At 64.5% G+C, this 12,602-nt stretch carries 9 protein-coding genes and 1 pseudogene; 7 read left to right on the top strand and 3 right to left on the bottom strand.

What is annotated here, in order from left to right:
• Position 1 precedes the first annotated feature (1 nt).
• From DMB86_RS17740 to DMB86_RS17725, 4 genes are all read left to right on the top strand, one after another.
• Positions 2 to 799: an ABC transporter ATP-binding protein gene (locus tag DMB86_RS17740; RefSeq protein WP_113718944.1), complete on the top strand. Its 798-nt coding sequence runs from the start codon at positions 2 to 4 to the stop codon at positions 797 to 799.
• Positions 800 to 882: 83 nt separating this feature from the next.
• The gene (locus tag DMB86_RS17735) at positions 883 to 1,902 is read left to right on the top strand and encodes an aliphatic sulfonate ABC transporter substrate-binding protein (RefSeq protein ID WP_113718943.1); all 1,020 of its coding nucleotides are present in this window, start codon (positions 883 to 885) and stop codon (positions 1,900 to 1,902) included.
• Between the two features lie 3 nt (positions 1,903 to 1,905).
• On the top strand, positions 1,906 to 3,426 hold the full coding sequence (locus DMB86_RS17730) for a sulfatase family protein (protein ID WP_227878475.1): 1,521 nt from the start codon (positions 1,906 to 1,908) through the stop codon (positions 3,424 to 3,426).
• Positions 3,427 to 3,488: 62 nt separating this feature from the next.
• Positions 3,489 to 5,990 (top strand): family 20 glycosylhydrolase, encoded by a 2,502-nt coding sequence (locus tag DMB86_RS17725; protein ID WP_171814544.1) that lies wholly within the window; start codon positions 3,489 to 3,491, stop codon positions 5,988 to 5,990.
• Positions 5,991 to 6,799: 809 nt separating this feature from the next.
• On the opposite strand, the gene DMB86_RS20410 is transcribed toward DMB86_RS17725, so the two are convergent.
• Both DMB86_RS20410 and DMB86_RS17715 read right to left on the bottom strand, forming a co-directional pair.
• Positions 6,800 to 7,198, bottom strand: coding sequence for a hypothetical protein (locus DMB86_RS20410; protein WP_129545584.1), 399 nt, complete (start codon positions 7,196 to 7,198; stop codon positions 6,800 to 6,802).
• A gap of 988 nt (positions 7,199 to 8,186) precedes the next feature.
• Complete coding sequence (locus DMB86_RS17715; protein WP_113718940.1) at positions 8,187 to 9,119, bottom strand: LysR family transcriptional regulator; 933 nt, start codon at positions 9,117 to 9,119, stop codon at positions 8,187 to 8,189.
• A gap of 312 nt (positions 9,120 to 9,431) precedes the next feature.
• Here DMB86_RS17715 and DMB86_RS17710 point away from each other — a divergent pair, with 312 nt between their 5' ends.
• Positions 9,432 to 10,520 carry a YeiH family protein gene (locus tag DMB86_RS17710; protein WP_113718939.1) on the top strand — a complete coding sequence of 363 codons (1,089 nt, stop codon included), beginning with the start codon at positions 9,432 to 9,434 and terminating at the stop codon, positions 10,518 to 10,520.
• A 347-nt stretch (positions 10,521 to 10,867) separates the two neighbouring features.
• On the opposite strand, the gene DMB86_RS17705 is transcribed toward DMB86_RS17710, so the two are convergent.
• Complete coding sequence (locus DMB86_RS17705; protein WP_113718938.1) at positions 10,868 to 11,626, bottom strand: hypothetical protein; 759 nt, start codon at positions 11,624 to 11,626, stop codon at positions 10,868 to 10,870.
• Positions 11,627 to 11,723: 97 nt separating this feature from the next.
• Between DMB86_RS17705 and DMB86_RS17700 the strand changes: the two are divergent.
• Positions 11,724 to 12,078, top strand: a pseudogene (locus tag DMB86_RS17700) (AarF/ABC1/UbiB kinase family protein); the annotation flags it as partial.
• A gap of 61 nt (positions 12,079 to 12,139) precedes the next feature.
• Complete coding sequence (locus tag DMB86_RS17695; RefSeq protein WP_171814543.1) at positions 12,140 to 12,445, top strand: phosphatase PAP2 family protein; 306 nt, start codon at positions 12,140 to 12,142, stop codon at positions 12,443 to 12,445.
• The last annotated feature ends 157 nt before the right edge of the window (positions 12,446 to 12,602 follow it).

The raw sequence follows: 12,602 nt of genomic DNA, 5'->3' as shown, positions 1-12,602 counted from the left end.
TATGACTCTCTCAACCCAAAACGCCATGATCCGATTTGAGGGTCTGCGCCAGGAATTCAGCCTGAGCGGCTCCACTTTCACCGCGCTCGACGGCGTCAACCTGGACATCGCCGACGGCGAATTCGTCACCGTGGTCGGCCCGTCCGGCTGCGGCAAATCCACCATGCTCAATGCCGCCGCCGGACTGCTGGATCCCACGGGTGGACGTGTGCTCGTCGACGACCGCGAGGTGCACGGCCCGAGCCCGCGCACCGGTGTCATCTTCCAGCAATACGCGCTCTTCCCTTGGCTGACCGTGCGCAAGAACGTGGAGTTCGGACTGGAGCTGAAGAAGATTCCCGCCAGGGAACGTCGCGCCATTGTGGACCACTACCTGGACCTCGTCGGACTGACCCGTTTTGCCGAGGCGCTGCCCAAGGAGCTTTCCGGTGGCATGAAGCAGCGCTGTGCCATTGCCCGTGCTTATGCCGTCAACCCTGAGATCCTGCTCATGGACGAACCCTTCGGTGCCCTTGACGCCCTGACTCGGGTCCACATGCAGGAACAGTTGCTGGAGACGTGGACCAAGGAACGCCGCACGGTCATGTTTGTCACGCATGACGTGGATGAATCGGTCTTCCTGGCCTCTCGGGTCATCGTCATGGCTGCCCGTCCGGGCCGCATCTACCAGGAAATCAAAATTGATCTGCCGTACCCGCGCACCGAGGCCATTCGGCTGTCGGACGAGTTCGCCAAGCTCCGCGCCCAAGTCTGGGAAGCGGTGTACCACCAGCCGGATGCCAGGGGCGCCGACGAATAACGGCCCACACCCCTCCCAGTCCCACTTTTCATCACCGGCCTGCGCCAATAACGGCGTGGGTACGCACCCCACCAGGAGAAACCATGCCTACATCCATTTCACGCCGCAACGTGCTCCAGCTGTCCATGGGGACCGCAGCAATCTCACTGCTCGCCGCCTGCGGCACCAAGGACCAGAATGCCGCCGGCGCCGCAGGCAAGAAGACCACCGAGATCAAGGTCGGATACATTGCCGACTACAACGGTGCCGGGCTGATGGCTGTTGCGGATCAGGAGGGGTACTGGTCCAAGGCCGGCCTGGCGCCGAAGTACATCCCGTTCACCAACGGTCCGCTGGCCATCCAAGCCCTGGGAACCAACAATGTCGACGTGGCGTACATCGGGTCCGGCGCCCTGTGGCTGCCGGCCTCCGGCAAGGCAGAGATATGGTCCATCAATTCCGTCTCCAATGCCGACCGCATCATCGCCCAGTCCGGCTTCACCTCCTTGGCATCTCTCAAGGGTAAGAAGCTCGGCGTGCCCGCCGGCACGTCCGGCGACCAGCTGCTGGGACTGGCCTTGGAAAAGGAGGGGCTGAAGCGCGGCGACTTCAACATCGTCTCCATGGACCCCTCCACGGCCGTGTCGGCGTTTGCAGCCGGACAGATCGACGGCGCGGCGCTTTGGTACCCGCTGATCGACAACGTCAAGAAGGCCAAGCCGGACCTGGTGGAATTGTTCAGCAATGAGGACTTCATAGACACGCTCACATTCCCGTCGACTTTCGTCGCCGGCCCCGGCCGGGCCGCCAAGGACAAGGACCTGGCCACCAGCTTCATCTCGGTCATCAAGGCCGCCAACGACTATCGCCATGACAACCAGGACAAGACGATCGCCGCAACCGCCTCCTTCCTGAAGGCAAAGGAAGAGGACATGAAGGCCCAGGCCAGCGTGGCCAAGCTGTTCACGTCCAAGGAACTCGAAGACCTGTCCGCCAAGGGCACCATCGACACCTGGCTCAACGGGCTGGAAGAGCAGTTCAAGGCAGGCGGCAAAATCACCGCAATAGTGGATCCCAAAAAGTTCTACAACGCCGAGCTCTACGTTGGCGCGGCAAAGGCATAATCAGTGACGACATCTGCCTCACCCTCAGCGGCGGTGAACAAGCCCCGGAACATTCTGTTCCTCATGACGGACCAGCAGCGGATCGACACCCTGGGCTGCTACGGCAACACGTCGAACCACACGCCCAACCTTGACCGGCTGGCCGCGCGCGGGACCACCTTTGACCGGGCCTACACGCCCACGGCCATTTGCACGCCCGCGCGCGCCAGCCTGCTCACGGGCCTGCAACCGTTTGAACATGGCCTGCTGGCGAACTATGAGTGGAACTCCGGGCACCGCGAGGAACTCCCGGACGGGCTGCCCACGTTTTCCGCAGCGCTCATGGAGCAGGGCTATCGGCTGGGCCACGTGGGCAAGTGGCACGTGGGAAAGGACCGCGGCCCGGAGCACTACGGTTTTGAAGGAATCCACTTGCCCGGCGCGCTGAACGTCTTTGACGACCCCGGCTATGAAGGCTGGCTGAAAGCCAATGACTTCCCGGACTTCCACATCTCCGGCCCGGTCTACACCACGCGGGCGGACGGCAGCCGGGGCCACCTCATTGCCGGGGTCACGGACCAGCCCACTGAAGCCACCTTTGAGGCCTTCCTGGCTGACCAGACCATCGACAAGCTGCGCGAATTCGCCGACGGCGCACTCTCAGACGACGGCACGCCGTTCTTCCTCTCCTGCCACATCTTCGGTCCACACCTGCCCTACCTGATCCCGCAGAAGTGGTACGACATGGTGGATCCGGACACGGTGGAACTGCCTGGCTCCTTTGCAGAAACGTTCAACGGCAAGCCCATGATCCAACAGACGTACGCCGAATACTGGTCCACGGACTGCTTCTCGGTGGAGGAATGGAAGAAACTCACCGCCGTATATTGGGGCTACGTCGCCATGATCGACCACGAGATTGGCCGCATCCTGGCCGTCCTGGACGAACTGGGCCTGACGGAGAACACGGCTGTCATGTTCACCGCTGATCACGGCGAGTTCACGGGCGCGCACCGGCTCAATGACAAGGGCCCGGCCATGTACGAGGACATCTACCGGATCCCTGCCATCCTGGCCCTACCCGGGGAACAGGAACGCCGCGAAGACCGCTTCGTCAGCCTCCTGGACTTCACCGCCACGTTCCATGACATCGCCGGCGCCGACCCGTCCGGAGTTCACGGGCGGAGCCTGCTGCCACTGGCCGCCGCGGAAGAAGTAGCGGGCTGGCGCGAAGACATCCTCTGTGAGTTCCATGGCCACCACTTCCCGTATGCCCAGCGAATGCTCCGCAACAGGGAAGTGAAATACATTGCCAACCCGGAAGGCATCGACGAGTTCTACGACATGGTCGCCGACCCCGACGAATTGAACAATGTCATCAACGTCCCGTCCTACCGGGACCGTGTGGCAGCCATGCGCCGTTCCATGTACCGCCAGTTGGTGGACCGGGGAGACAAGTTTGCCCAGTGGCTGGCCTTCGCCGGCGACATTCCGGAAGACGAACGCGTACGCCCGGTCACCGCCGTCGAACGTTTCATTAGCTGATGTCCCCCGTCCCAGCCATGGATGCCCCCTGCTGTCCGCCCCGACCAGTAAAGGTGAAGTACATGAAATTCCCCCGACCCCCGGTCCTGGCCCACGTGGGAACCGGCGTCTTGGTGGCCCTGTGCGCAATGTTGGTGCCGGCGGCCATGGTGGCTCCGCCGGCCCAGGCGGCGCCCATCACGGTCCCGGCGCCCCCGGCCCCTCCGGAAAACCTGGCATTGACCGGAACCGCCACAGCCTCCAGCGTGGAACCCGCACTGCCCGGCAACACGGCAGGGAAGGCAATCGACGGGGACACCGGCACACGGTGGTCGTCCACCTACGTTGATGCCAACTGGCTGCAGGTGGAGCTGGCCCAGCCGTCGCCCATCGACCATGTCAAGCTGACGTGGCCCAACGCGGCCGCCCGTGCATACACGCTGGAAACGTCCATGGACGGCGCCAACTGGACCGTGGCGAAGACCGTGAATTCCTCCGACGGGCCGGGCCGGGTCGACGAGGAACAGCTGGGGATCGCCAGCGCCAGGTTCGTCCGCATGGCCGGCCAAAAGCGCTGGTCCAGCTATGGTTATTCCATCTCCGAATTAGAAATCTATGCCACTCCCGCGCCCGTGCGCCCGGAAAGCCTGAACCTGGTGCCGGCCCCCGCGGCCGTGGCGACCACCGATGCCGGCACGTTCAGGCTGACACCGGACAGCCGGATCGTGGCCCGGGGCGCCGCCGTTGCCGCCGCCAAGTACTTCGCCGCCAAGGCACGCCAGAGCACCGGGTTCGCCCTGCCGGTGCACCCGGGCAAGGCCAGGGCCAATGACATCCAGATCACAGTGGCACCCGGCAGCTCGGAGGACAAGCCGGAAAGCTACACGTTACAGGCCGGCGCGGCGGGCCTGGCCATCGCGGCGAACACCGCATCCGGGGCGTTGGACGGTGTGCAGACGCTGCGCCAGCTGTTCCCGCAATGGATCGAATCCACCACCCCCGTCGCCACGTTGTGGACGGTGCCCGGCGTGGTCATCAGCGACTACCCGCGGTACGGGTACCGCGGCATCCAGGTCGACGTGGCGCGCTCCTTCTTCACCGTCGCTGAAATTAAGGAGCAGATCGACCACGCTGCCGCCGTCAAACTGAACCAGCTGCACCTGCATCTCACCGACGACCAGGGGTGGCGGATAGCCATGGACCAGCCCGCAGTGAACCCCTCGGGCATCAAGTACACAGACCTGGCAAACATTTCCGGCGAGACGGCGATGACGTACAACGACGCCGGTGCCCTCATGGGCACCGAACTGGGCCACACCGGGTTCTACACCAAGGCCGACTACCAGGAGATCGTCCGGTACGCGGGAGAGAACGGCATGACAGTGGTCCCCGAGATCGACATGCCGGGGCACACCAACGCCGCCCTGCACGCCATACCCCAGCTCAACTCGGCCGGCTCGGCGCCGACGCCGGCCAGCGGTTCCCTCACACCGCCGTCGAACGGGGCACCCAATGTGGGGTATTCAACCCTCGATGCTGACAATCCCGCCACTTACGAATTCTCCCGGCAAGTCCTGGCACAGTTAGCGGCCATGACCCCGGGGCCGTTCCTCCACATGGGCGGAGATGAGTCGCACGTCACCCCGCATGCCCAGTACGTGAAGCTCGTGGACACGATTGCCGGCCAGGTGGCAGGACTGGGCAAGCGGGCCATCGGCTGGAACGAATACGCCGCCGGGGATCTTCCGCCCAATTCCGTGGTCCAATACTGGAACGGGGACAGGCAGCAGGTTGCCAACCGGGTCCTGGCCAACAACGCCCAAGTGATCCTCTCCCCCGCGGAACGGACGTACATTCCGCAGAAGCAGGACGCCTCCGAAACCGCCGGGGGCACCTGGGCATGCGGCGGGCCGTGCACACTCCGCAGCCACTACGAGTGGAACCCGGGCACCTACCTCCCCGGAATTGGCGACGAACGTGTACTGGGCGTGGAAACCGTGCAGTGGAGCGAATGGATGCGCGGCCTGGACCAGGTGGAAAGCTACCAGTACCCGCGAACCCTCGCCACAGCCGAAGTGGGATGGTCACTGCAGCAAAACCGCGACTACGATGATTTTGCCAAGCGGGCGGGACAGCTGGGCGGCCGGATGGAACTGCAGGGAATCAGTTACTTCCACAGCAGTGGGGTGGCGTGGGCGTCGGCAGCTGCTGCACCCGTGGTCGTGCCGCCGGCGCCCACCGGGCTGCCGGGCGAATCGCCCGTCGACCTGGGCCTGGGGAACGGGGCGGGTGTATCCGACGGCTTGGCCGTCCTGCACAAACTGCCAGCCGATAGCTGGATTTATGTCACCACACACGGCCCCGGGGGACCCAAGCCCTTTGCCTGGACTGAGGGAGGCTGGGTCCGCACCGACGGCAACGGGGACGCGCCACTGGCCCGTCTTGCAGGCAATGGGGCCCGCGGCTTCACGGTGACAGTGCAGGATCCGTCCGGGAGGTTGGCTGGCTTTGCCACCTTTGGCGGCAATTGTGGCCGCGGCACAGTGCCGGCGCAGTCTGCCGGACCCCGCAAGCAGTTGGATTAGCTGCACCGCGTAGCCGCGCCCGGACCGGCCGGCAAGCACCATCGATGGCTCCAGCCTTTCCCCTGGGAAGGTTGGAGCAAGCGGAATGCCGACAAGACCTTGGGACCTCCTCATTGACGGGAATACCTACTCCGCCGGGGCCGCCTTCCACGGGGGATGCTCATGGTGGGGTTGGGACACGAGACGGTGCAGGTCCTGGATGCGCATTCCACTCCGGTCCGCACCTTGCCACGGGGCATCGGCAAGCAGCGGCGGCCAATGTGGAATTGAGCGTTTATGACACCTTCACCACCCTGAACACCGTCACGGGAGAAGTCGCATGAACCCTGTCACCGTCCAGGACCTCCTCGAAACGGGCGAGGCCGCCGCCCTGACCGGCAGCGTGCTGACCGAATGGGCCGAGAAGGGGCACCCCGAAGCAACGCGAATGCCTGCGCAGGGTGCTGCTTGCCGAGCACGAATCCCGGTAGGAGTCCCGGCGCCAGCGGCTGCTGAAGGCCGCGCTCCTGCCAGGACATGGTCTTCTACGGCGACGTCGGCGGGGTCAAAACCCACATGGCATCCCCCTGCTGGCCGCCGCCTGCCGGCAAGGCAACCCCCGCCAGGTTCCTCACCACCTCCGCCCTGGTCATGATGCTGTGCCGCGCCAAGGACGAAGACCGCCTCGAGAAATTTGACAAAACACAGGAGAGGTCGAGCGGTGCCAGTTTCCGTTATCCGGGTTCGCCACCGGGCGCAGCTACTTGCCAGCCACCGCCTTTTCAATGATTCCCTGCCGGTTAACGAGCCAGTCCATGGCACGGTACGGGTCATCGGTGTTCACCGGTCCCTGGTCGCGGTCCAGGGTGGTGTCGGCGAGGAAGGACAGGGTTGCCAGTTTTGAGGAGGGCGCAGATCCGGGCCGCCAGCAGGGCCATGGCCGCATCCCGTTCCGGGCCGGCCGATCCCAGCAAAGACTCAAACCCCAAGCCCCTGGCCATCGCGTAGACAGTCTCGATATGGCCGCGCGGCAGGAACCCCATATTTTGCAGCACGGTGCCGGCTTCCACCATGGTTTTGCCCGCCAGGGATGCCTTCAACGTCTCCACGGCAGTGTGCGGCATTGCAGAGAGGTTCGCCAGGGTCTCGTGCTTGACCTTCCCGGCCTCCCGGAAGGACGTGCGCAGCGAGGATGCGGCAGCTGCGATGTCTACGAAGCCAGCTCGCAAATTCCACTAATGGTTGCAGCTATCGCTCCATGATAGGCAAGCAGAACCACCAAAGGGCGTGCGCGGCGTGGAGTTATTCGTTTGGAAAGCGCCCGCAACCAGTCCAGCAATAATTGTGGCTGCAAGCCCACGGGTCCACAGTGCAAAGAACTACGGAAGCCGTCAGTAACGGCATGGCATGGATCGACGGGTGGATCAGCCACGCCGAAGAGGCCGGGAAACGGGCGTGGCCCAGCGTCGTGAGACGGTGTTCAAAGGGGTGACAGGATCCACAAATAACATGCGGTGATTCCAGTCACTTTATTGTCTGTTGTCCTAAACCTACGCACCGACCCAAGAAGTGCACAGAACCAGATCTGGCCCAAGCAGGGGAACCAAGGCCGGACTTCCCGGCGCTCGGGAGCCTGCAGCTCAAACGTGACTCCCCGGAAGACGTGTGAGTGCACCCATATCCTATTTGCCAGATGGATAAAGTCGGAGAATTCCTGGCCAAGCCGTGTGGGAGCGGAATCCGAAATCGGCAAAGGCCGGGATGCCCGGGGTGAGGTCCGCCTGCAGCGCCGGATACAGGTCATGCTCGGCGGTGTAATGACTGGAAACCACAGCGGATAAGCCCGCACGGGTGCCGCATTCCACAAAGCCCAGTAACCGGACCCGGGAAGTGGCCAAAAGCCAAGTAAGAGTTCCGAGGAGCGCAAGTCCGCCCACATTGACGCCGATACAGCAGGAGCCGCCGCACCTATCACCACAGATAGCGCTATGGAGATGCCCTGCCAAGCGAGCCGGGGATTTAATGGAAGTGGGATATGTCGTCTTGTGCGAAAGTAAAGGGGTCAGGCTGCCTCGCGTGTGGTGAAGGCTACTTTGTGGCCGAGTGTCTGGAGCTTGCGGACAGCATGGTTCCTGGTCTTGGGGTTTTCGAAATGGACAAAGCGGCGATGCCCAGCCCTTGAGATAGCGCTTCCCGGGCCGGGTCACTGCGTCAAGGTCATTGTTTGCCGGGGCCCGCGGCGACGGCCGCCAGATCGCGGGCGGCACCGGCTGGGGGTGCGTTGCCGGTGCGCCAGATCGCGGTGAGCGGCCGGCGCAGGGGTGGCCCCGCGACGGCAACGGCAGTGAGTCGGTGAAGGGCCAGATCGTCGCGGACGGCCAGTTCGCCGAGCACTCCTGGTGCGGTTCCGGCGGCAATTGCGGAGCGGACCGCTGCAGTGGTGGAGAGCTCGACGGCGGGCCGTGCCATCGGTTTTTGGGTGTTCTGAGTGAGAAGGTGCTCGAGCGTATCCCGGGTGCCGCTGCCCTGTTCGCGTGTTACCAGCGGTGTCGCTGCGAGTTCCTCCAGGGTGACGGGGGAACGCCTCCTGGCCCATCGATGCTCCGGGGAAACGACGAGGACCAGGTCGTCGTGCCGGACGGTTCGGCTGGCCAGGTCGGCGGGAATATTGGGGCTTTCGATGAATCCCAGGGGTGCTGCGCCGGAGCGCACAAGATCCCCCACTGCCGCGCTGTTGGACACGCTGAGCTGGACTTCCGTCGGGACCAGTCCCAGGGATTCCTGCTGGCGCCGCAGTGCCACCAGCCACTGTGGCAGCAGGTATTCGGCAATGGTCTGGCTGGCTGCCACATGCAACCGGCTGACGCTGTCCGCGCGGACCGACGCTATTCCGGCGTCCAGGCGTTCGGCCGCCGCGAGGACCTCAGCGGCCCAGTCGGCAATCAACGCTCCCGTCTTCGTCAGCGTGGAACCACGCGGCGTGCGGGCCAGCAGCGGGGCGCCCACTTGCGCTTCCAGGGACCTCATCCGCGAGGAAACGCCCTGCTGCGACAGACCCAGCCGGTGTGCCGCCGAGGACAGGCTACCCAGCTCCCGGACAGCGGCGAGCATCTGCAGCGCCGACAGATCCGGCATCCGCGCACTTAGCATGGGGGGCTCCTTCGTTCAGGTTTCCGGCTCGAGCCACAAGTCAGACTTGCAACCACACAACTGTATGCCCCCTACTGCCGCATTCCACCCACGCGAAGCATGGAATGTATGAAAACTCCGGCCCAACGCCGCACCACCAACACCAACACCGCCATTGTGCCGCCGGCTTCTCCGGCAATGTTATAGGCCGGTTTCCAGGCCCGGCTGCCCGGCCCGGCCCACTGGTACGACAGAGCCAGCTACTTCAACAGAAAGGAATTCCGGTCCGAAACCGCCTGCCAGCCACGGGGTTTCACCGGATCGCACACGACCATGACCCAGAACCTGATGTCCTCCCAGCTGCGCCGCGACCGGTGGCGCACTCTGCCGCCGGCCCTCAAGACGAATCCCCTCAAGCACAAGAGGGCGCCCGGCCTCGTGGTTGCGGCGGCCGCCGTCGGGGTAGCCTGGTTGGTGCACCTGGCCGTGCCGGCGATGCCGTTTTTGACCGCCGCGGTCATTTTGGGCATTCTGGCCGCGAATGTGCCGGTCAGCAGCTCCCCTGTCGCCGGTGTCTTGCGGCCCGGCCTGGATTTCTCGGGCAAGAAGTTCATGCGGCTGGGCATTGTGTTGCTGGGTCTGAAACTCAGCCTGTTTGACGTGGCGGCCTTGGGCTGGGGGACCCTGGGGATTATCGTCTCGATAGTGCTCCTGACTTTTTTGGGGACGCTTCTGCTCGGCAAGGCCCTCAAGCTCCCCGGCGACCAGCCGATCCTGCTGGCCACAGGCTTTTCGATCTGCGGAGCGTCCGCCATTGGTGCCATGAGCGGCGTGACGAAGACTGACCACCGGGATACCGTCGTGCCGATCGCTCTCGTCACCTTGTGCGGAACCCTTGCCATCGGCGTGTTGCCGCTCCTGAAAATCCCGCTGGGACTGGATCCGGTGCAGTTTGGCCATTGGGTGGGCGCCAGCGTGCACGACGTGGGTCAGGTGGTTGCCACAGCGCAAACCGCCGGTCCTGCAGCCCTGGCGGGTGCGTTGATCATCAAGCTCACACGCGTGCTGATGCTGGCACCAATGGTCACCGGCGTTGCCCTGGTCAAGCGCCGGACGCACAAGCGTGCCGGCAGCCCGGTAGGGGAGCCCGGTGCCGCGGTCAAACTCCCTCCGCTCGTGCCGCTGTTCGTTGCCGGATTCATGGCCATGATCGTGGTCCGGACGCTGGGCTTCCTGCCTTCGGCTGTCCTGGGCATGGCCGGGACCGCGCAGGATCTGCTCTTGGCTGCCGCCCTGTTTGGTCTTGGCTCATCCGTTCGGGTCGGCTCGCTGATGCGGACCGGCGGCCGGGCGATCGTGGCGGCCATGTTGTCGTGGGCCCTCATCGCGGCCCTGGCGTACGGGGGCGTGCAGCTGATGTGACGCCGTAGACAAACTTCGACAGGAGTTCTCCATAAGAGCCGTATCCGCCAGTAGTCGTGTTGCCGGGCTGGAGTTCAGGCATGACGGGAATTTTGACGGACTGTGGGGCCTGTGGGCGTGACTACGGCCCGATTCCCGTGCCGGGTCAGCGGAGGACAGAACGGCCGGAGATGGACTGTCAAGGCCTCGTTTCTTCCACACGCGGGTGCCCTGTGGCGTGACAATCGTCAAGGATCTGGATCAGCAACTAAGGAGTTTGAGGCAGCGGTACAAGCGCCTGATCTCGAGAGGATCGTGGGCGCGGGCAACATCGTCGCCCACGAACAAGCCCTCCGAGAATCCTGCGGTCAAGCGGGGCCTGCCCGTCGGCGGGCCACCGCCCTGACGGCGAAGAGCATCGCTATCCCCGCCGCAGCCGTGGACGCCGCGACGACCGTTTCGGTTCCCGGGGTCGTGTCGTGCGACGTGCCGCCGGCGAACACGGGTGCGATCATGTAAGTGGCTATGACGTAGCCGACCAGGCTTGAGCCGATAAGGAACAGGCACGCGGCCATGGCCGCCCGCAGCCTCCGCTGCCAGAGTGCGGCAAGGGCAATGAGGCCGGCAAACCCGACCAAGGTCAGCACCCGGAACAGCGACTCTGAGTGTTGCAGCGGAGAAGCAGCACCGGTGACCCCCGAAACGAGGGCATGGGCGCCGACGACCCCGAACGTTGCGGCAACGAGCAGGACAAGCACCGACTCAATGATGGTGAGGGCCAATGCCGTGACGCGCAGTGCTGCCGCACCGGGCCGGACCAGGACGCCGACGGCCATGGCCACGATGCCGAGCGACTGAACGAGGATGCCTGTTCCGAAAAACTGCGCAGTCGTCCCGATGGGCTCCCAGTCTTCCCACGGGAAGTAGTAGTCAAAGACATGGTCTTCGACCGAGAGATCCTCGGGCGCCCGCGAGCCGCTGAACGCGACCCAGCGCTGGAGCGAGGCGACGAGCTGAAGCACAGCCGAGACCAGGAATAGGCTGGCCGCTGCCAGCAGCGAAATGATTGAAGCCCTGTGGATGCGAACGCTCCGCCTGGACGGAACGAATTCGTTGATGGCCGACATCGCCTCACCTTAGCAAGCCCGCCATGTGTCGATCGAAGCTAATTCGGCCTTGCGACGCGACTAGGGCGCAGCAACTATATCGCTAACTATCGTCAGGTCCGGCGTGTGCAGCTCCCTCGACGCACGGTTCAACCTGTGGGATCCGGTGGAGCCCCATCCGGCGCAGCTGCTGCGCGACGAGCGCGGCAGCATTGAAAAAAGACGTGGTTACACAGGCGTTCGACGCCGCCTCCGCCACCCTGCGCCTGCCGCAACGTCTGGACGGGCTCCTCACGCGCGTCGAGGACGGTTGGCTGCCGGTGTCCAACCCGCGTCTCGAACGTCAGGTGGCAAGGCTGAACCGCATGGCGCAGAGATTGGCATCGGCACTTGTGTTCGGTGCCCTGTTCATCGCGGGTTCCGTCGTACGAGCCAACGACATGGTGCTGGGCAGCTTGCTGATGATCGCGTAGGTGCTTCCGCTGCTCCATGTCCTGTCGGCGGGGCGGCGGCGCAGCCGCTGATTCAGTTGACGTGTCGGACGGGCACAGCCTGGGGACCGCCGACTTCCTGCTCCTCCTGGCCTTCCTGTTGGCCAGCCGCCGCCAGAACACAAAGGTCACGGTGGCCGCGTTCGCCGTGGCCATCGCAGGGATCGTCGTCCAGATCGCCAGCAGGCTGTATCTCGGCTGTCACTGGATCCGCGACACCACGGCCTCCGTGGCCCTGAACATGGTGCTCCTTGGGCCCGTCATGGCGATCGACACCCGCAGGACGGTCCTGTCCCCGGGGCAACAGCCGCGAGGCCCCCATTCCCAACTGCAGGAGGACGGATCATGAGCGCTGACGACGTCTGCAGCGCGGCGAGCGCCGTCGGGCGCAGCCGTGCCCTGACCGGGATCGCACGCGTCGGCTTTGCGGCTAACGGGCTCGTCCACCTGATGGGCTACGTCGCGATCAGGGTCGCCACCCATCACGGCGGGGAATCAGACCAGTC

The organism is Arthrobacter dokdonellae (assembly GCF_003268655.1).
Taxonomy (GTDB): Bacteria; Actinomycetota; Actinomycetes; order Actinomycetales; family Micrococcaceae; genus Specibacter; species Specibacter dokdonellae.
Note: the sequence above shows the minus strand (reverse complement) of the source record. Positions and strands in the feature narration are given on the sequence as shown.

Coding starts and splice junctions, on each gene's coding strand:
- DMB86_RS17725 (WP_171814544.1), top strand. CDS start 3,489: ATGAAATTCCCCCGACCCCCGGTCCTGGCCCACGTGGGAACCGGCGTC.
- DMB86_RS17740 (WP_113718944.1), top strand. CDS start 2: ATGACTCTCTCAACCCAAAACGCCATGATCCGATTTGAGGGTCTGCGC.
- DMB86_RS17735 (WP_113718943.1), top strand. CDS start 883: ATGCCTACATCCATTTCACGCCGCAACGTGCTCCAGCTGTCCATGGGG.
- DMB86_RS17705 (WP_113718938.1), bottom strand. CDS start 11,626: ATGTCGGCCATCAACGAATTCGTTCCGTCCAGGCGGAGCGTTCGCATC.
- DMB86_RS17715 (WP_113718940.1), bottom strand. CDS start 9,119: ATGCTAAGTGCGCGGATGCCGGATCTGTCGGCGCTGCAGATGCTCGCC.
- DMB86_RS17710 (WP_113718939.1), top strand. CDS start 9,432: ATGACCCAGAACCTGATGTCCTCCCAGCTGCGCCGCGACCGGTGGCGC.